The organism is Dyella sedimenti, from assembly GCF_022760995.1.
Lineage (GTDB): Bacteria > Pseudomonadota > Gammaproteobacteria > Xanthomonadales > Rhodanobacteraceae > Dyella > Dyella sedimenti.
Window position 1 is genome coordinate 47,241 of sequence record NZ_JAKWJO010000001.1, and the last position, 17,428, is coordinate 64,668.

The 17,428-nt window shown below is 59.9% G+C and carries 18 protein-coding genes and 1 tRNA gene; 13 read left to right on the forward strand and 6 right to left on the reverse strand.

Annotation, left to right across the window (positions count from 1 at the left end; genetic code table 11):
• The first annotated feature begins 20 nt into the window (after window positions 1–20).
• The 3 genes from trpC (at window position 21) to MJ605_RS00265 (ending at window position 2,652) form a co-directional block, all read left to right on the forward strand.
• On the forward strand, window positions 21–815 hold the full coding sequence (trpC, locus tag MJ605_RS00255) for an indole-3-glycerol phosphate synthase TrpC (RefSeq protein ID WP_243038702.1): 795 nt from the start codon (window positions 21–23) through the stop codon (window positions 813–815).
• Window positions 816–820: 5 nt separating this feature from the next.
• The gene (locus MJ605_RS00260) at window positions 821–1,525 is read left to right on the forward strand and encodes an HAD family hydrolase (protein ID WP_243038704.1); all 705 of its coding nucleotides are present in this window, start codon (window positions 821–823) and stop codon (window positions 1,523–1,525) included.
• A gap of 152 nt (window positions 1,526–1,677) precedes the next feature.
• Window positions 1,678–2,652: a bifunctional helix-turn-helix transcriptional regulator/GNAT family N-acetyltransferase gene (locus tag MJ605_RS00265; RefSeq protein ID WP_243038705.1), complete on the forward strand. Its 975-nt coding sequence runs from the start codon at window positions 1,678–1,680 to the stop codon at window positions 2,650–2,652.
• A gap of 85 nt (window positions 2,653–2,737) precedes the next feature.
• Here MJ605_RS00265 and crp read toward each other — a convergent pair whose 3' ends face one another.
• On the reverse strand, window positions 2,738–3,433 hold the full coding sequence (gene crp, locus MJ605_RS00270; protein ID WP_243038707.1) for a cAMP-activated global transcriptional regulator CRP: 696 nt from the start codon (window positions 3,431–3,433) through the stop codon (window positions 2,738–2,740).
• A 278-nt stretch (window positions 3,434–3,711) separates the two neighbouring features.
• Here crp and speD point away from each other — a divergent pair, with 278 nt between their 5' ends.
• Window positions 3,712–4,497, forward strand: coding sequence for an adenosylmethionine decarboxylase (speD, locus tag MJ605_RS00275; protein WP_019465856.1), 786 nt, complete (start codon window positions 3,712–3,714; stop codon window positions 4,495–4,497).
• Window positions 4,498–4,572: 75 nt separating this feature from the next.
• Here the strand turns inward: speD and coq7 are convergent, their stop codons facing one another.
• Both coq7 and MJ605_RS00285 read right to left on the reverse strand, forming a co-directional pair.
• Window positions 4,573–5,214, reverse strand: a complete 642-nt coding sequence (gene coq7, locus MJ605_RS00280; RefSeq protein WP_243038708.1) for a 2-polyprenyl-3-methyl-6-methoxy-1,4-benzoquinone monooxygenase — start codon at window positions 5,212–5,214, stop codon at window positions 4,573–4,575.
• Window positions 5,211–6,416, reverse strand: coding sequence for a (Fe-S)-binding protein (locus tag MJ605_RS00285; RefSeq protein ID WP_243038709.1), 1,206 nt, complete (start codon window positions 6,414–6,416; stop codon window positions 5,211–5,213). Before MJ605_RS00285 ends, coq7 begins: the two co-directional genes overlap by 4 nt.
• Before the next feature lie 140 nt (window positions 6,417–6,556).
• Here MJ605_RS00285 and rplM point away from each other — a divergent pair, with 140 nt between their 5' ends.
• The 6 genes from rplM (at window position 6,557) to MJ605_RS00315 (ending at window position 10,780) form a co-directional block, all read left to right on the forward strand.
• Window positions 6,557–6,985: a 50S ribosomal protein L13 gene (rplM, locus tag MJ605_RS00290; RefSeq protein ID WP_243038710.1), complete on the forward strand. Its 429-nt coding sequence runs from the start codon at window positions 6,557–6,559 to the stop codon at window positions 6,983–6,985.
• Window positions 6,986–6,994: 9 nt separating this feature from the next.
• Window positions 6,995–7,387, forward strand: coding sequence for a 30S ribosomal protein S9 (gene rpsI, locus MJ605_RS00295; RefSeq protein ID WP_243038712.1), 393 nt, complete (start codon window positions 6,995–6,997; stop codon window positions 7,385–7,387).
• Window positions 7,388–7,453: 66 nt separating this feature from the next.
• Window positions 7,454–7,527: transfer RNA gene (locus MJ605_RS00300), tRNA-Gln, on the forward strand.
• A gap of 248 nt (window positions 7,528–7,775) precedes the next feature.
• Window positions 7,776–8,993: a tyrosine-type recombinase/integrase gene (locus MJ605_RS00305; RefSeq protein ID WP_243038716.1), complete on the forward strand. Its 1,218-nt coding sequence runs from the start codon at window positions 7,776–7,778 to the stop codon at window positions 8,991–8,993.
• Window positions 8,994–9,146: 153 nt separating this feature from the next.
• Entirely contained in the window at window positions 9,147–10,259 is a 1,113-nt protein-coding gene (locus tag MJ605_RS00310) for an ImmA/IrrE family metallo-endopeptidase (RefSeq protein WP_243038718.1), read from the forward strand.
• Window positions 10,260–10,270: 11 nt separating this feature from the next.
• Window positions 10,271–10,780 (forward strand): DUF4411 family protein, encoded by a 510-nt coding sequence (locus tag MJ605_RS00315; protein WP_243038719.1) that lies wholly within the window; start codon window positions 10,271–10,273, stop codon window positions 10,778–10,780.
• Window positions 10,781–11,097: 317 nt separating this feature from the next.
• Here MJ605_RS00315 and MJ605_RS00320 read toward each other — a convergent pair whose 3' ends face one another.
• Window positions 11,098–11,940 (reverse strand): hypothetical protein, encoded by an 843-nt coding sequence (locus MJ605_RS00320; protein WP_243038721.1) that lies wholly within the window; start codon window positions 11,938–11,940, stop codon window positions 11,098–11,100.
• 161 nt (window positions 11,941–12,101) lie between these two features.
• Here MJ605_RS00320 and MJ605_RS00325 point away from each other — a divergent pair, with 161 nt between their 5' ends.
• Entirely contained in the window at window positions 12,102–12,665 is a 564-nt protein-coding gene (locus MJ605_RS00325; protein ID WP_243038723.1) for a recombinase family protein, read from the forward strand.
• 74 nt (window positions 12,666–12,739) lie between these two features.
• On the forward strand, window positions 12,740–13,990 hold the full coding sequence (locus MJ605_RS00330) for a hypothetical protein (protein ID WP_243038724.1): 1,251 nt from the start codon (window positions 12,740–12,742) through the stop codon (window positions 13,988–13,990).
• A gap of 344 nt (window positions 13,991–14,334) precedes the next feature.
• Here the strand turns inward: MJ605_RS00330 and MJ605_RS00335 are convergent, their stop codons facing one another.
• Window positions 14,335–14,730, reverse strand: a complete 396-nt coding sequence (locus MJ605_RS00335) for a hypothetical protein (protein WP_243038726.1) — start codon at window positions 14,728–14,730, stop codon at window positions 14,335–14,337.
• Between the two features lie 297 nt (window positions 14,731–15,027).
• Between MJ605_RS00335 and MJ605_RS00340 the strand changes: the two genes are divergently transcribed.
• Window positions 15,028–15,327 (forward strand): helix-turn-helix domain-containing protein, encoded by a 300-nt coding sequence (locus tag MJ605_RS00340; RefSeq protein ID WP_243038727.1) that lies wholly within the window; start codon window positions 15,028–15,030, stop codon window positions 15,325–15,327.
• A 336-nt stretch (window positions 15,328–15,663) separates the two neighbouring features.
• Here the strand turns inward: MJ605_RS00340 and MJ605_RS00345 are convergent, their stop codons facing one another.
• Window positions 15,664–16,257, reverse strand: a complete 594-nt coding sequence (locus MJ605_RS00345; RefSeq protein ID WP_243038729.1) for a hypothetical protein — start codon at window positions 16,255–16,257, stop codon at window positions 15,664–15,666.
• Window positions 16,258–17,428 lie beyond the last annotated feature (1,171 nt).

Genomic DNA, 17,428 nt, shown 5'->3' on the forward strand with positions numbered 1-17,428 from the left:
GCAGCCCGCAAGCTTTTCCCATGACCGATATCCTCCAACGCATCCTGACCCGCAAGACCGAGGAAGTGGCCGAGCGCAGCGCCAAACTGCCGCTGGTGGAACTGTCCTCGCGCGTGGCGGACCTGCCGGAAACCCGCGGCTTCGCCTCCGCCATCGAGGCCAAGATCGAGGCCGGCCTGCCGGCGGTGATCGCCGAGGTCAAGCGCGCCAGCCCGAGCAAGGGGCTGATCCGGCCGGACTTCGATCCCGCCGAGATCGCGCGCAGCTACGAGCGGGGCGGGGCGGCCTGCCTGTCCGTGCTGACCGACCGCGACTTTTTCCACGGCAGCGAGGATTTCCTGCAGCAGGCGCGCGCCGCGTGCACGCTGCCGGTGCTGCGCAAGGACTTCGTGATCGATCCCTACCAAGTGTACGAGGCGCGGGTGATCGGCGCCGACTGCATCCTGCTGATCGTCGCCGCGCTGGGCGATGCGGCCCTGCTGGAGCTGTCGCTTCTGGCGGCGGACCTGGACCTGGACGTGCTGTGCGAAGTGCACGACGCGGAGGAACTGGAACGCGCCCTGGCGCTGCCGGTGCCGCTGATCGGCGTGAACAACCGCAACCTGCGCACCTTCCATACCTCGCTGGACACCTCGCTGGAATTGCAGCAGTTGATGGAATACGACCGCATCCTGGTCAGCGAATCGGGCATCCATACGCCCGATGACGTGGCCACGTTGCGCGATGCCGGCATCAACGCGTTCCTGGTCGGCGAGGCGTTCATGCGCGCCAGCGACCCGGGCGCCGAACTCAAGCGATTGTTCGACACGAAGTAAGTTCCATGTCCCCAGGGGAAACCGATTCCATGCTGTCCACGGCGGCGGATGCGGCCGTCGCCGCCCCGCGCGTCGTGCTGTTCGATTTCGATGGCGTGCTGATCCATGGCGACGCTTTTTCCCTGTTCATGCGCGAACGGTACCAGCGCTCGTCGCTGCGCAAGGCCGGCGCGCTGCTGGCGCTGCCATGGTTGCTGATGGTCGTTCCGTTCTCGCGCCGGCGCGCCATGCACACCCTCGTGCACGTGGCGCTGCTGGGCATGGGCGAGCAGGCCTACCGGGCGGCGGCGGAAGCTTTCGCCGCCAGCCTGGTGCGCCGGCCCAGGCAATTCTGCCGCGATGGCCTCAATGCGCTGCGCCGGCACCAGGCGGCCGGCGATCGCGTGATCGTGGTCACCGGCTGCGAGCATGTGCTGGTCAGCCATATCCTCGCGCAGCTCGGCATCCAGGACGTCGAGGTGCTCGCCTCGCGGCTGCGGCCGGGCCTGCTGGGCATGCGCGTCAAGCTGCACAACGTCGGTCGCCGCAAGCCGCTGGAACTGGCCGCCCTGGGCGTCGGCGAGTGGCATGTGGCCTATAGCGATTCGCCGGTCGATGCCCCCATGCTCAAGCCCGCCGCCGAGGCCGTGCTGGTCAACGGCACGCCCAAGCGTTGCAAGAAGCTGGAAAGGGCGCTGGGGCGCACGGTGACCCGCGTCGACTGGTTCTGAAAATGCTGCTGTGGGAGCGCACCCTGTGCGCGACGCCCGCGGCAGTCCGGAGTCGCGTATAGGGTGCGCTCCCACAGCAAAGGCCGAGACGCTTGCCTGCGTCCCGTCGCGGAATTACGTTAGGGCTTACATAAGTACCGCAGGGATTCGCCATGTACCTCCCTTCGCTCGCCCAACTGGCGCTCGGCAGCCGGCTGAAGTCGCTCAGCGACCACTTCTATGCGGCGGTCGACGAGGTCTATCGCGCCTGCGGGGCCGGCGTGGAATCGCGCTGGTTCCCGGTGCTGCGCTTCCTGTGGGAACACGGCGAGACCACCGTCAGTGACGTGGCCGCGGCCATCGGCCAAACCCATTCGGCGGTCAGCCAGCTGGCCGACAAGCTGGTGGACGCAGGCCTGGTCCAGCGCAGGAAGGATGCCCAGGACGGCCGCCGCAGCCTGCTGGCGCTGACCGGCCGGGGGCAGGAAGCCCTGTCGGCGCTGGGGCCGATCTGGGTGGCCGTGCGCCGGGGCATCGTGCGCTCGCTGGGCGAGGAAGGGGTGTCGGCCTTGCTGGCCGCGCTGGCGGCCACCGAACGGGCCCTGGAAGAGCGCCCGGTGGTGGAGGCGATGCTGGCCGAGCACGCGGCGCTCACCGCCGCCCGGCTGGAGATCGTGCCGTACGAGCCCGCCTTGAAGGAGCACTTCTACCGGCTCAATGCGCAGTGGCTGGAGCGTCACTTCCGCATCGAGGACATCGACCGCGAGCTGCTGGGCGACCCGGAGCGCCATGTGCTGGCGCCGGGCGGGGCGATCTTCTTCGCCCGCCTGGCGGACGAGGTGATCGGCACCTGCGCCCTGCTGCAGGAATCGCCGGGCGTCTACGAGCTGTCCAAGATGGGCGTGGACGAGACCTTCCGCGGCATGGGGGCGGGCCGGCGCCTGCTGGCCGCCGCCATCGAGGAATTCCACCGTCGCGGTGGACGCGAGCTGTTCCTGGAATCCAACAGCCGGCTCAAGACCGCGCTGCGCATGTACGAGCAGGCCGGCTTCGTGATGCAGCCCGCGGTGCGCCCGGGTTCGCACTACGAGCGGGCGGATGTATATATGGTCTATCAGGGCGGCAAGGACGGTGTCGCCGGGTCGTAAAGAGCCTGCGCGGCCCGGCAGGGAAGTGGCCGGCAAGCCGCCGGGTCCCGGCCGATGGCCAAGGCGGCACCCATGGAGGCCGGAATCAGCGCGTGCCGCGCACCACGATGGTCTTGCCTGCCACGTCGATCATGCCCTGTTCCTCGAGCTGCTTGAGCACGCGGCCGACCATTTCGCGGGAGCAGCCCACGATGCGGCTCACCTCCTGGCGGGAGATGCGGATCTGGGTGCCGTCTGGATGCGTCATCGCGTCCGGTTCCTGGCACAGGTCCAGCAGTGTCCTGGAGATGCGGTTGGTGACGTCCATGAAGGCCATGCGGCTGACCTGGCGCGAGGTGCGCAGCAGGCGATGGGTCAGCTGCGAGCCAATGGCGAACAGGATCTTCGGGCATTCCTCGCGCAGCGGGCCTTCCATCAGCTGGAACAGGCGCTCGTAGCTGATCTCGGCCATCTCGCAGGCGGTGCGGGTGCGCACCATGGACTCGCGCTGCGCCTGCTCCACGAACAGGCCCATCTCGCCGATGAACTGGCCGCGACTGAGATAGGCCAGGATCAGTTCGCGGCCCTGCTCGTCCTCGGTGCAGACGGCCAGCGAGCCGTCCACGATGTAGTACAAGGTGTTGGCGGGGTCGCCGGGGCGGATGATGGCGGTCTTGCCGGGATAGCGGCGCCGGTGGCAAAGCGCCAGGAAGCGCTCCATCGAGGCCGGATCCGGCGCAAAGCTGGCCGGTGCCTGGGAACGTTCGAAAGCTTGCTGAAGCTGGTATTTGAGTTGCGCCACGATGAGTCCCGTCGATTCAATCCGAGGGCCGCGAGCGTCCCCCCGTCTGTCCAAACTTACCCCGCAGGGCATTATGGCAAACTAACCGGACCTGCCGAAGGTTCAGTTTTCTCTTTTTTTGCCGCATACTTCACGGTCTTTCGGATGCGATCCCCTTGTCGCGATCCGGTCACAAGGGTCGTGGAAGCTTCCCGCCTCCACGTTCAATTATCCAGCGGGGACCCTTGTAGCTAACCCGCCCTCTGCTGCTGGCCGCCGACCGGCCATGGAGAGTCGCTGTGGTGAAACCCCTTCCGCGCCTGCGCCTGCAGGGCTTCAACAACCTGACCAAGGCCCTGAGCTTCAATATCTACGACATCTGCTACGCGGTGTCCGAAGAGCAGCGACAGCGCTACATCGAGTACATCGACGAGCAGTACGATGCCGACCGCCTGACCCAGATCCTGACCGACGTGGCGGAGATCATCGGCGCCAATATCCTCAACATCGCACGCCAGGACTACGATCCGCAAGGCGCCTCGGTGACCATCCTCATTTCCGAGGAGCCGGTGGTGGAGAAGCTCGGCCGCGACACCATCTCCGACGCGGTGGTGGCCCACCTGGACAAGAGCCACATCACCGTCCACACCTATCCGGAGACGCATCCGCACAACGGCATCGCGACCTTCCGCGCGGACATCGACGTGGCTACCTGCGGCGTGATCTCTCCGCTGAAGGCCCTGAACTACCTGATCGACAGCTTCGAGTCCGACATCGTCATCGCCGACTACCGCGTGCGCGGCTTCACCCGCGACGTGAAGGGCAAGAAGCACTTCATCGACCACAAGATCAACTCCGTGCAGGACTACTTGGCCAAGCACATCCGCCAGAAGTACGAGATGTTCGACGTGAACGTGTACCAGGAGAACATGTTCCACACCAAGATGCACATCAAGGACTTCGACCTGGATACGTATCTGTTCGAGGCCCACGCCGACGACCTCTCCTTCAAGGAGCGCCAGCGCATCGAATCGCTGCTGCGCCGCGAGATCGAGGAACTCTTCCACGGCCGCAACCTGATGTAGGAAAAAACCCGCCGGAAGGCGGGTTTTTTTATTGGGCTGGGTGCGCTCCCACAGATGTCTCCACGCGTTGCCGCGCTAAACCCGATACGCCACGATCTTCATCACCTTCGATGCCAGCGCCATCGCCTCGGGGACAGGAAACGGCAGCTCGATCCCACCGCGTTCCCGCGCGTCATGCGCGTGGCGGATCTCGTCGGCCTGCATCTGCATCAGCACGGCGCGCGAACGCTCGTCCTGCGCGGGCAGCTTGTCGAGGTGTTCTTCCAGATGCGCTTCGACCTGGCGTTCGGTTTCCACCACGAAGCCCAGGCTCACCGGGTCGCCGGCCAGGGCGGCCAGCGCGCCGATGGCATAGCTGCCGGCATACCACAGCGGATTGAGCAGGCTGGGACGGCTGTCCAGTTCCTTCAGGCGTTCGGTGCACCAGGCCAGGTGGTCGGTTTCCTCCGCGGCGGCGTGCAGCAGGTGGGCACGGTTGGCCTCGTCGCGCGCCAGGGCGGCCTGGCCGTCGTACAGCGCCTGGGCGCAGACCTCGCCGGTGTGGTTGATGCGCATCAGCCCGGCGGCATGGCGGCGCTCGGCATCGCCCATGTCCGCCTCGTCGAAGGCCTCGGCGGGCGACGGACGCGCCGCCTCCGGAGAGCCGGCCACGGTTTCCAGCGCCCGTTCGATGCCGGCGAGCAGGCGGTCGAGCGGGGAAAGCGTGCGTGCGTTCATGGCGAATCCTCCAGTTGCTGCGCCAGCAGGGTCAGCGGATGCATATGCGGCCAGCGCCGGCCCCCATCATCCATGCCAGCGGCGAGATGCAGGCGGCAGCCGATATTGGACGATACGAGCTGCTGTGGCGCCAAGGCGGCGACCTGATCCAGCGTGGCCTCGCGCAGGCGCGCGGCGCGCCCGGGAAATTCCAGCATGTGCGAGCCCGCCGCGCCGCAGCAGTAGGGTGCGCGCGGCGCCACCTGCAAGTCGAGTTCCGGCACCTTCCGCAGCAGCGACTGCAGCGTGCCCTCGCTGCGCGCCACGTTGACCTGCGTGCAGGGCAGGTGCAGCGCCACGCGGCGTGCCAGCGGCCGAAAGCGCAGCCGGTCCGCGCGCTCGGCCAGCAGGCTTGCCGGATCGGCCACGGGAACGCCAGGCAGGGCGCGGCGCAGCGTGCCCAGGCAGCCGGGCGTCACCGATACAAGATGCTCGGCGCCGGACGAGCGCCAGGTTTCGCGGACGCGCTCGGCCAGGCGCTCGGCGGTATCCATCTCGCCGCCGTGCAGGTCGATGGCGCCGCAGCAGAAGGCAGGCAGGCGGATCGCGCGGTAGCCGGCGGCGCGCAGCAGGCGCAGGGCGGCCGCCTCAGCCTCGGCATCCTCCACGCTCGCCACGCAACCGGGGAACAGCGCCACCGTTGGCTGCCCATCGGCCGAGTCGGCGGCGACCGGGGGCGTGACCGGCGTGGCCTCGGGCAGCGTCCCCAGGGCGGCGCGCCAGGCCGAGCCGGCGGGCAGCCGGGCGTCCAGCCGCCGCTTCCAGCGCGCCAGCCCTGCGGCGGAGCCAAGGCGCGCGGCCAGCCGCAGCAGGGTGGGTTGCTTGAGCATGGCCAGCAGGGCGCGCGGGCGCCCTGGCCGGGGACCGATCAGCGCCCGCGTCTCGACCAGCAGCTCGCCATACTTCACCTGGGCGGGGCAGACGCGTTCGCAGTTGAGGCAGCCCAGGCAATGGTCCAGGTGGATGCGCAGTGTGGCCGTGGGCTCGGCATCGCCACGGGCCAGCGCCGCCGCCATGGCAATGCGCCCGCGCGGCGATTCCGATTCGGTGCCGTCCAGGCCGTAGGTGGGGCAGGTGGGCAGGCACATGCCGCACTGCACGCACTGGTCGGCCAGCGCGGCGATGGTTTGGCTTCGGGTGAGGGGGGGCTTTTCAAGCGCCATGGCAGGCATGCTATCATTGCCAGCTCGCAGCCCGCCGGTCGGTGGGCTTGCGCGATCGATGAAAACTCCGTTATCATCTCGCGCCTTTGTTCCACCGATTACGTGTACCGCCCTTGCGGCGGCAGCCCAGGTATTCTGAAATGAAAACGTTCAGCGCCAAGCCGGAAAGCGTCAAGCGCGATTGGTTCGTGATTGACGCCACGGACAAGACGCTCGGTCGCCTGTCGACCGAGATCGCCCGCCGCCTGCGTGGCAAGCACAAGCCGGAATTCACCCCGCACGTCGATACCGGCGATTATATCGTCGTGGTCAACGCGCAGAAGGTGGCCGTCACCGGTGCCAAGCTGGACGACAAGATGTACCACCGCTTCACCGGCTACGTCGGCAACCTCAAGACCACCAGTCTGAAGGACCTGCTGGCGACCCATCCGGAGCGCGTCATCGAGATCGCCGTCAAGGGCATGCTGCCGAAGAATGCGCTCGGCCGCGAGATGTACCGCAAGCTCAAGGTGTACGGCGGCGCCGAACATCCGCATACCGCTCAGCAGCCGCAGGCGCTGGAAATCTAAGGACTCATCATGGCGATCCAGCAGAATTACGGCACCGGCCGCCGCAAGACCTCCGCCGCCCGCGTGTTCCTGCGCAAGGGCACCGGCGCGATTACCGTCAACGGCAAGACCCTCGACCAGTTCTTCGGTCGCGAGACCTCGCGCATGATCGTGCGCCAGCCGCTCGAGTTGATCGAGGCGACCGACAAGTTCGACGTGAACGTCACCGTCTCCGGCGGCGGCATCACCGGCCAGGCTGGCGCGATCCGCCTGGGCATTGCCCGCGCCCTGATCGAGTATGATGAAAACCTGAAGTCGTCGCTCCGCAAGGCCGGCTTCGTGACCCGTGACGCCCGCGAGGTCGAGCGCAAGAAGGTCGGTCTGCACAAGGCCCGCCGCGCTACCCAGTTCTCGAAGCGCTAATCCTCCTCGGAGAGTTGCTTCGACGGTTCGGTGCATCAAGTCAGAGCGCACCGCTCCGCAGGGTTTTGGGAGATCGTCTAACGGTAGGACAACGGACTCTGACTCCGTTTATCTAGGTTCGAATCCTAGTCTCCCAGCCAAATCAACGTTTCACGACATTTCGAAACGTTTCAGCAGAAAGAAAAACCCGCCCAAGTGGCGGGTTTTTTTATGGTTTTTGGATTTCAGGGCGTTTCAGGAGATCGCTTAAGATCACGCGGATCTTGCGGGGTAGGGTTTGGGGTAAAGCCCGCGTCCATAGTAAATTACCCCGCAATTGGCGACTTCGAAGTGGTGCGCCAGCATGTAAGTAATGGAATGCGCGGAACTTTTAATAGCGGAATACCCCATGGCAGGCAGCCTAACCAACGAGCGCATCAAAGACGCGTTGCCACGTGAAAGGAAGTACTGGCTGGCCGACGAGTTGAACAACTTGTACGTGTTGGTCATGCCCAATGGCGCCAAGTACTGGAAATTTCGTTACCGTTATGACGGTAGGAGTGATGAGGTCACGGTAGGAAAACCGTACCCTCGGATGTTGTTGCCTGCTGCTCGTGCAGAGGCTCGCAGGCTGCAGGTTCTTTTGGATGGCGGCGTAGATCCTCAAGAAAAGAAGCGGCAGGAAAAACGTGCAGCGAAGCAAATTCGCGCCAACACGTTCGAGGCGGCTGCCAATGACTGGTACGAGTTCAGAACGAAGGCATGGAAGCCAAGGACTGCACAGCAGGTAAGAGCTTATCTAGACCTCGATCTTTTGCCTGCGCTTGGGCGGCATCCGCTCGACGCGATAACAACCAGCATGCTGGCTGACCTCGTTCATAAGATCGACGATCGGGGAGCTCCCGACGTTGCCAAAAAAGCTAGGCAATGGCTCAAGGCGATCTTTCAGTACGCTCGAGCAAAGGAATGGACAACGGCTGACCCTGTCCGTGACTTGCATGCGATTACCATAATCAATGCAGAGTCCGAGCCTCATGCTCACATCCCGTACGAAGAATTACCCGCGTTTCTCGCTGCCATGAAGGAAGTAAGTGCATCTCCCCTTGTGAAGGGAGCAGCTTACCTTGCACTGTGGACGGCGAGCCGCCCCGGCGTCACACGTACATTGCGGTGGTCGGAAGTGGACCTAGATGAGGGTCTATGGAACATCAAAAAGGGACGAGACGAAATGAAGCGCGGCTATCGTCACGTCACACCGCTTTCAAGGCAGGCGGTGGCAGCACTGAAGGATCTGCATCGGATTAGTGGAACTTTCGAGCATGTCTTCGTCGGCAGGAACGATCCGAGCAAGCCCCTCAGTGACGGGGCGGTTAAAGCCATGTTTGAGCGAATGGGCTACGCCGGCCGGCAGACAATGCATGGCTTGCGACATGTGGTGAGCTCAGCCTTGAATCGGAAGGGCTATGTATCCGATCACATCGAGCGGCAGCTAGCCCATAAGGATCCGGACAAAATACGGGGCGTCTACAACACGGAGCCCTACCTTGAAGATCGCCGGACTATGCTGCAGGACTGGGCCGATATTTTGGACTCGCTGGCAGGGGAGCCAGTAGCGATATTGAGCTAATATCACTGCGAAGAGCGAGGACCGCTCCTGCTCATGGCTTGGGGAAGTCATGGTTCATTTTGACCGCTGGATAACGGTACAAGCCAAGGGACGCGCCCTGCTGCAGTGGGGCGATGATATATTTCCCACGGAACGTGGCTGACGATGGCGACCATGGACGCACTGCGTATATCGCCAAACGTACTCTCTTGGGCCGCGGCCAAAGCCGGGGAATCGGTAGAGTCGCTGGCCCAGCTATTGGTAAAGCGACAGAAGGATCGTGAGCGCATTGTTTCCGGCGAGCTCACCTTCCCCCAGCTACAACGGTTGGCCCAGCACATAAGGGTCCCGGTGGGCTTCCTGTTCTTGGATCAGCCCCCTGCGATCGCCAATCCACCAATACCCGACCTGCGTCAGACCGTGCACGCAGATCCATTGAGTGCCGATTTCTTCGAATTATTACGTGATGTCGAAGGAAAGCAGGATTGGTTCAAGGATTACCTGTTTGACCAAGGAGCTGACGCGCGGGCCTTCGTGGGCAGTTTTTGGCTGGGGGGCCGCCCAAACCTGCAGCTCATTGCCGAAGATATCCGCACCCATCTTCGACTGACTGATATCGATCGGGCGAAGAGCCGCACGCCGGGCGCGTACTTCTCGCTGCTCGCTGGAAGGGCGGAGGATATCGGCATTCTAGTAATGAAGAGTGGGATTGTTAGGTCTAATACGAAGAAGCCCTTGTCCGTCGCTGAGTTCCGTGGGTTCGCATTGGCTGATCGCCATGCCCCAGTTGTTTTTGTAAATGGGCGTGATGCCGAGACGGCTTGGTGCTTCACTCTCGCTCATGAGCTCGCGCACATCTGGCTTGGCGTCAGCGGTGTGTCGGACGCCACCCACAATCCAGAAGGTGTCGAGGCTGCGTGCAATAAGATCGCGGGTGAGCTGCTGGCAAGGACGGATGATGTCGTTCGCATGTGGGATGAAACCCATAGCATTGATGCAATGGCGCGGTATTTCCGAATCAGTAGAGTGGCGACCGCGAGACGGCTATTCGATCTCAATAAGATAAATCGCGATCAGTACCTTGAGGTCGCGCGACTGGCTGTTGATGTCAGGAAGGATGAGGGCGGCGGTGGCGACCCGTGGGCAACGATCCCTGCTCGGAACAGTCGCCGTTTCACGAAGGTGATCGTTGGCGAAGCGATGAACGGCAATACGATGCTTCGTGATGCTGCCCGTCTTCTCAACATTAAGCCCGACACGGTAGTTGCGCTGAGCAGGGAGCTCTAATGGAAGCGTACTTGCTTGACGCCAACGTGCTAATTCAGGCCAAGAATTTCCATTACAGGTTCGAATTCTGCGCAGGGTTCTGGACGTGGCTGGAGGACTGCCATGGCAATGGCTTGGTCTTCAGCGTAAACAAGGTGAAGTCGGAGATCTGCGCTGGTAAGCCAGATGATGCGGCGCGGGTGTGGTGCCAATCCTTGCCCAGTACCTTCTTCATTCCTGACGATGCTGATGCGGCGGTGATGGCTAACTACGCCAAACTTATGAATTGGGCGGCTTCCACGCCTCAATATACAGATAAGGCGCGGGCAGAATTTGCTGATGGTAAGAATGCGGACCCGTTCTTAGTGGCTACTGCAATGACGCATGGTCATATCGTGGTATCCCATGAGTCCGTGTCGCCGGCAGCCCAAAAGCGCATTCCGTTACCCAATGCTGCTAGCGCCCATGGTGTGAAGACGATCTCGGTCTTTGATCTTCTAAGCAAGCACGCCCATCCGACGTTCTTGCTTCAAGGGGCCTGATTGAAGGCAAGTGTTGGGCGAAAGGCGATTGCATCGCCGCCCTAATTTGTTGCTTCCAATAAAATAATAGCCACGGGCGGCGAGCACCCGTGGCCTTCATGAGAGCGTGGTAAGGCTCTTACTTTCGAAGACTAGCGGCGCAGCGTTGGTCAAACGCCTTGCCAGCGACGCTCCGTCGAGGGTCGCCAAAAACAAGCTGCATCTTCTGTGCGCTGTAAGCCCCAGTTTTCTTATATGAATCGCGGAGCTCACGTGCCGCCTCGGAGACGGTTTCCCGGTGCTCGCCTTTTCGTTCCGGTTGAGTGTGTGTCTTCATGCTAGCCCCCATCTTCGATGGCAGTATCCCAAGTTTTATGGCGAACCCACCGAAATTGTCTGTCTGTTGTGATCAGTGCAATCTCTGGGGCACCACCACACACTTGCGGAAAGTTTGAAAACTTCATCGCCTTACCGGTGCTGCGGATGCAGGAATGAATGAAGTCCACCACTTCTCTTATGGGTAACACCGGGTGCTCCAGTGCCTGTTGCGCGGCTACGGAATCAAAGTCGGCATCGGTCCCGTTCCAGAATCCACTAGACAAGATTGCTTGCCGAAAATTCCAGTCATACCCATAAATTAAGCGGTTGATTATATTAGGAACGCCCCACCAGCGGTGGGTATTCTTGGCGATCTCACTTGGTACCGGCCGAGCGCCAAGGGGATCGAACACAATCTCATATGCCTTGGGACAGTGATCCGGCAAGCAATAACCGCCGATACAGAAGCCCACGACCAATCCGTGGCTGAGCATTCCCCACTCTTCGTCTTGGTCAGGTGTACGGTTCGCATTTCCGTTCAGTTGTTGCAGACGGGCAAATGCCTGCATCCCGGTAAAGACCGGCCAAGCCTCATTGATCCACTCGTCGGCAGCCGCCTGCACGCTGGCAGGAGGGTTTTGGACGAGTTTGTCGGCTAACTGTGCGATCACGGTACGGAAACTCGTGTCATCAAAGCTGGCCATGCCCCAAGTCACCATTCCCAAGGTGCTTTTGGTCCCAACTTCGAACAGCTTCTGGGCGTGATTAAAGAAGTGATGGCCTGAAGTGGCCGACCAAGTGGTTGTGCTATCGGCACCAAAAACCACGCCTTCAGGCGAAACGTAGCAAGCTGCAATTGTCACCCAGTTCCCCCTGAGTCCCCGTAACACCTTGTATACCTAAAGATCGGCCGCGCCAACTCTGACTGGAGGCCTATCATTTTGTATACGTTGCGATAGCATTTGGAACATCTATCAAAACTCCTATCAGAATGATATTATCAAATCATCTAGGAGATTTGATAATGAGCGAAATCGTAGGTTACGCCCGCGTCAGCAGCGTCGGCCAATCTCTGGATGTTCAGTTGGACAAGCTGAACGGAGTCGGCTGCACCCGTATCTATTCTGAAAAGCGATCCGGTAAGCAAGCCGACAACCGCCCTGAGCTTCAGGCATGCCTCCAGTTCCTTCGGGATGGCGATACGTTGGTCATATCCCGGCTGGACCGTATGGCCCGCTCTGTACTGGACTTGGCCAAAATTGCTGAATTGCTAAGGAGAAAGGGGGTCGTCTTGCGGGTGCTTGATCAGTCGATCGACACCAGCACTCCTGAGGGGAAACTCATGTTTTCTCTGCTAGCCAGTTTTGCTGAATTCGAGAACGACATTCGAGCCGAGAGGCAGGCGGATGGAATTGCCAAAGCCAAGCAAAAAGGCGTGGCCTTTGGGCGGAAACGTGCGCTTACCAAAGATCAGTGCCTGCGCATCCGTACCCTGCGACTGGAGGAAAAGTTCTCAGTAGCGCAGTTGGCCGAACGCTTCAATGTTGGCGTTGCCACGGTCTACCGTGTTCTGCAAGAACCAGCCTGAACCATATGATTGAATAATCGAGGAGGCGGACATCGTCCGGGCACGACATTACTGTTTGCAGGCAGGGGGCACTGATGGGTATTTCTCCGTGGCGAAAGCGCTTGGGCGATCTATTTCAACTGATTGGTCAAGCTGATCAAACGTACTTCGAGCCTGAATTGTTTCGTCTCAACATCAACAATGCCATTACGACGGCACGCACCGTTACGTTCCTCATACAGAAGAACAAGGCCAAGATTCCCGGCTATCACGATCTGTATAAGACGTTTGTTCTAGATGTCTGTGGAAGCAGTCCCCTAATGAAATGGCTGGTTGACGCACGCAACACAATTGAAAAGGAGGGTGATCTCGCGATCCACAGTCAACTGCGCGCCAGTATCATGTTTTCGTATCTCGAGAATGGGCCGAGCATCGAGCCCCCATGTGAGGGCCTCCTTTTCGCTAGCCAGAACAAGTTGTGGCGGGCGTGGCTTCGAATGGCGCCAGAGTCGATCGTGGATGAGTCTGCGATTGTCATCGATAGAAAGTGGGTCGCAAATACGCTTCCGGACTACGAGTTGACCGATGCGCTGTTGCATGGATTTTCCGTCTTAAGATCGGCGGTGGACGCATTCGATAGCGCCTGTGGGCAGGATGTATCCGCCTTCGCTTACGATTCTTTGCCCAACCTGTCATCTGCTTCTCGGCGGGAGTACATCAAGCTTAGTACTGGCAAGGTTTGTAGCTTTCGACGGGGGCGCGTGTCCCGAACTCCTGAGCAACTAGCGCAACTGAAGAAAGAAGTCGAAGCTCTGTTTGTTGATAGGTCAGCGGCGGCATACGCAGATGCTAGCTTGCCGTTGCGGACGAGGCTCCAATCGTTCGCCCTAATGGCGAGCAAAGTGTTTAATCGAGACGGTCACCACGAGACGATGTACTTTCAAACCGATGGCAACGGCCAAATCACTGCCGCAACCGGCGTGTACTTTGCCGACCGCATCGAGAAGTACATTTTTTGGCACGCTATGGCTGACCTTGCACGGATAGATCCCGACTTCCAAGGAATTTTCTTCATCGGCGAGATGTGGTATCGATCGGCGCCAATCGGTGGGGGCCTGACAGCAATCTCCGATATGCCTATCACGGGCGAAGCAATAGCACTAACCGGGGCAACGGCGAAGGGCGAGTACGAGGAGATCCACGTTCCGATAAAGCGGAGTGGGGACGTCGCAACTGCGGACTTTGATGGAGCCGTTGAACGTGCCGAGGTCATTCCCAACTTCCTCTACCCTCTGCGGGAAGCATGGGGACTGAAAGAATCCGGGAAATTAAGGGAAGACGGCTAGCACCGCGCCATCCGCTGGGCCGTCAGCAACAGAATAATAATGGCCGGTCCGCCTCCGATCTCAGGCGGACCTTACAATGATGTGCGCCCGGCAAAATGGGCTAGGTATCTTTCGCCAAAACGGTACCGAAAAGCCAACCCCGCCAAACACCAAACTTGTGGCGGGCGCGGGCTCTTTGCAATTCGATTTTCTCCCGCCGGTAAGTTCGACGTGACAGCCTAGTTTAGGCCTGCTGTGCCTTTGTCAGGGCGCAGTTTGGCTCGAAACTGCCCGCGCACAGGACTGACAACGGCTGCCCCACACACCAGACTATTGTCGGTATTGTTCCGTACGAGAGGGGTGCTTCAGCCCTTATCTCTGAGATATGTGCAGGTCACCTTTCCAGTTGGAGACAGGGTGACACCCATCATATGGCCATTGAAGGTCTTATACCCAGCGAAGCCCTGACCCGATGCCTCCGCGGAATGCCCATCATCTATAGCTGCGTTGACGATCGCGTGCGCCTCATCATGGTCCGCTCCGTACGCCGCCATGTATGCGATGACGCAGACACTCCCCACGGCCTGATGATGATCAGTCTCTAGGGTAATCATGCCGTTACTCATGTACGTCACGACACCGTCGGAGAACGAGGCCTTCTGCCCGGCAAAGTTGGATAGTGCATACACCGGCTTCGTCAATTGATTCCAGCGCTGTCGAAATTGATCCGCGGACAATGCCCAGCCGCTGGATTCCGCCATGGATGCTTGTTGAGCCCCATTAGCGGAAGACTCGGCGTTGCCACATGCACTTAGTGCGGATAACGCAATCACCCACATTGCGGTCACCGCTGCAAGTCGTTCTCGACGAAACATTTGTCCCCCTGACATGTCGCTCAACCCCTGTGCGTGCCCATTTCTCTGATTTAGAGGAGTCGGTGCATTGCCCCTCCATTCAAGGCTACCCGTGTCGGCCTCTAATATCAAAACATTTGATATCAAGAGTCGGCATATCAAAGGCTTAGCTTTAGGTTGCTCTCACAGTTGTGAGGCAACCCGATGCCACAGGCCAAGAAGATTCGCCCCAAATCTCCCGCCGCGCCCAAGAGTCTGCATCGGCCAGAATATTCGGCGGTCTTGCGAGCGTTGATCGAAATGCGTGAGGGGGCTGATCTTCTTCAAGCGGAGCTCGGGAAGCGGCTTGGGCGTTCTCAGTCGTATGTTTCGATGGCTGAGCGCGGCAACATCAGACTGGACGCGCTTCAATTACATGATTGGTGTACTGCCTGCGGCTCAAGTCTGGTCGCCTTCGCGAAGAAGCTGGAGCGCCAATGGGCGGCCGACATGGCACAACCATAAGGTGCAGTGCTCGCTGGCCGAGAGCGCCGCAGGGTAAGCCGGCCAACTAATGCATGGGCCGACTCCGCGATTATCGATCCTGATAGCGTCGTGGTAACGCGCAGGCTCTGACCCGTTCTATCGTGCCAACGCACATCGCGAAGGCATTGGTAAATATGGAGCTTGCAGAGGATGGCCATCAGGGCGGGCGTGGGCTTTGGGCAATATATATACCAACGTATCCGTATTGCGGCGACGCACGTTGATACCTGTATCCCTCAGTTCCACGGCCGGCGATCCGATCATATGCGGGCCTGCAGCGGGATCTGGCGAGCTCCCGCTACCTCACTTGAACAGCTAGATGGCGCCATCCTGACATAGGAATCTAACGCGGTCGTGCCATTTCCAGTTCCGTGATGCTGCTTCTTTCGCCACGTAGCCGCATATACCGGCCTGATCCCACACAGGATCAACCACTGCACCGTGCTTGCTAACAAGCTGCCAGCGACGGTTCCTATGGGTGAGTGTTCGTGCGGCGGCAACGAACGCCGTTTCCAGTTGAGCCGCTGCTCGATTGTTGTCTCGATCCAGTGCTGGGTGATCATGGATGAGGTAGTGGAAGTGGCAGCTTCCAAACTCTCGGGTCGTTCGCGCAAAGATCATGGCCTTCTCCATGATCACGAGTCCCGTCAACGGCTGGATACCTTTACTGATCCAGTTGCGTCCAAGTAGTTCGCGCTGGGTCTTCCGCCAGTGATCTGACGCGAACTGCTTCGCGTGCTTGTCCGATAATTCGTATTGGAATGTCAGTGTGCCCCAGTTTCGATAAGGGCCCGCGGATAAGAGCCCATCACGTGCTTTGATGATCTTTGGATCTGTTTGTTGGAATGGGTGAGTCAGTAGTACTGTATCTTTATCATAGTTTGTATCAATTAATTCGTCATTATTCATATGTTTTTCCTATATATTGGGTATAACTTTTCAATCTGATCCAGAGGTTGATCTCCGTCAGTCGGTGAGTTCGTTAGGGGGGGGCTAGAACAAGCCCGCGTTGAGAGTATTTAGTGGCTCGGGCATCATCGTGTATCGAGCACCCTTCAGCATGATCAGTGGCTACGCAGTTGTGATCTGTTCGCCATCATGCTTTTAACGAGATCCTCGATCTCGCTTTCAGGCCAGTACGCTGATCGGCCCAACTTAAGCGGGGGAGTAATCTCGCCCCGTTGGACACATCTCCATAGCGTTGTGCTGGAGATCTTCAGGCGGCCAAGTACTTCGCGGCGTCTAAGTAATGCATTGCTGTAGGTGTAACTTTCTTCCATCTGTGCCCTCCATATTATGTGGCGATGGCGAGTTTGACGGCTTTCAATTTGCTATGCAAGTGTTTGATTTGGCGTGGAAAAATAACAGTTTTTAATGCCTTCAAATCACTTTAAATAGACGTCCAAATCAAAGGCGATTCCACGTCCGCTTGGCATGCAATTGCCCTGTCTGGTTCCTATCGGGGATGGGGTAAAATGCGGGGCAACCAGAATTCCGTTCAGAACTTATCCACTATAAACAGATGGATAGCTGTTTAGTTCGAATCCTAGTCTCCCAGCCAAAAACAAAAGGCCCGCCATGAAGGCGGGCCTTTTGTTTTTGGTTCGGGAAACAGGAGGCGAACCACGTTCGACAAATTTGCAGGAGCAAATTTGGACAGCGCGCAGCGCTGGCCCCGAAGCGCGCAGCGCGGAGGGGTGAGCCCCATGGATGGGGCGAACAATCCTAGCCCCATGCGCATGATGCCCGCCTTCATGGCGGCCTTTTGTTTTTGGTTCGGGAAACAGGAGGCGAACCACGTTCGACAAATTTGCAGGAGCAAATTTGGACAGCGCGCAGCGCTGGCCCCGAAGCGCGCAGCGCGGAGGGGTGAGCCCCATGGATGGGGCGAACAATCCTAGCCCCATGCGCATGATGCCCGCCTTCATGGCGGGCCTTTTGTTTTTGGTTCGGGAAACAGGAGGCGAACCACGTTCGACAAATTTGCAGGGCGGTACGCGGGGGGAGGCCTATCCCCTGGTGCAGGGCTAGTCCATTCCTCTCATTGCGCGCACGCGCTGGCCGCTATATACACTCCTAC

Bases quoted from the DNA above. Each gene is read 5' to 3' on its own strand.
- trpC (WP_243038702.1), top strand. From the start codon at position 21: ATGACCGATATCCTCCAACGCATCCTGACCCGCAAGACCGAGGAAGTG.
- MJ605_RS00260 (WP_243038704.1), top strand. From the start codon at position 821: ATGTCCCCAGGGGAAACCGATTCCATGCTGTCCACGGCGGCGGATGCG.
- MJ605_RS00265 (WP_243038705.1), top strand. From the start codon at position 1,678: ATGTACCTCCCTTCGCTCGCCCAACTGGCGCTCGGCAGCCGGCTGAAG.
- coq7 (WP_243038708.1), bottom strand. From the start codon at position 5,214: ATGAACGCACGCACGCTTTCCCCGCTCGACCGCCTGCTCGCCGGCATC.
- MJ605_RS00285 (WP_243038709.1), bottom strand. From the start codon at position 6,416: ATGGCGCTTGAAAAGCCCCCCCTCACCCGAAGCCAAACCATCGCCGCG.
- rplM (WP_243038710.1), top strand. From the start codon at position 6,557: ATGAAAACGTTCAGCGCCAAGCCGGAAAGCGTCAAGCGCGATTGGTTC.
- rpsI (WP_243038712.1), top strand. From the start codon at position 6,995: ATGGCGATCCAGCAGAATTACGGCACCGGCCGCCGCAAGACCTCCGCC.
- MJ605_RS00305 (WP_243038716.1), top strand. From the start codon at position 7,776: ATGGCAGGCAGCCTAACCAACGAGCGCATCAAAGACGCGTTGCCACGT.
- MJ605_RS00310 (WP_243038718.1), top strand. From the start codon at position 9,147: ATGGACGCACTGCGTATATCGCCAAACGTACTCTCTTGGGCCGCGGCC.
- MJ605_RS00325 (WP_243038723.1), top strand. From the start codon at position 12,102: ATGAGCGAAATCGTAGGTTACGCCCGCGTCAGCAGCGTCGGCCAATCT.
- MJ605_RS00330 (WP_243038724.1), top strand. From the start codon at position 12,740: ATGGGTATTTCTCCGTGGCGAAAGCGCTTGGGCGATCTATTTCAACTG.
- MJ605_RS00335 (WP_243038726.1), bottom strand. From the start codon at position 14,730: ATGGCGGAATCCAGCGGCTGGGCATTGTCCGCGGATCAATTTCGACAG.
- MJ605_RS00340 (WP_243038727.1), top strand. From the start codon at position 15,028: ATGCCACAGGCCAAGAAGATTCGCCCCAAATCTCCCGCCGCGCCCAAG.
- MJ605_RS00345 (WP_243038729.1), bottom strand. From the start codon at position 16,257: ATGAATAATGACGAATTAATTGATACAAACTATGATAAAGATACAGTA.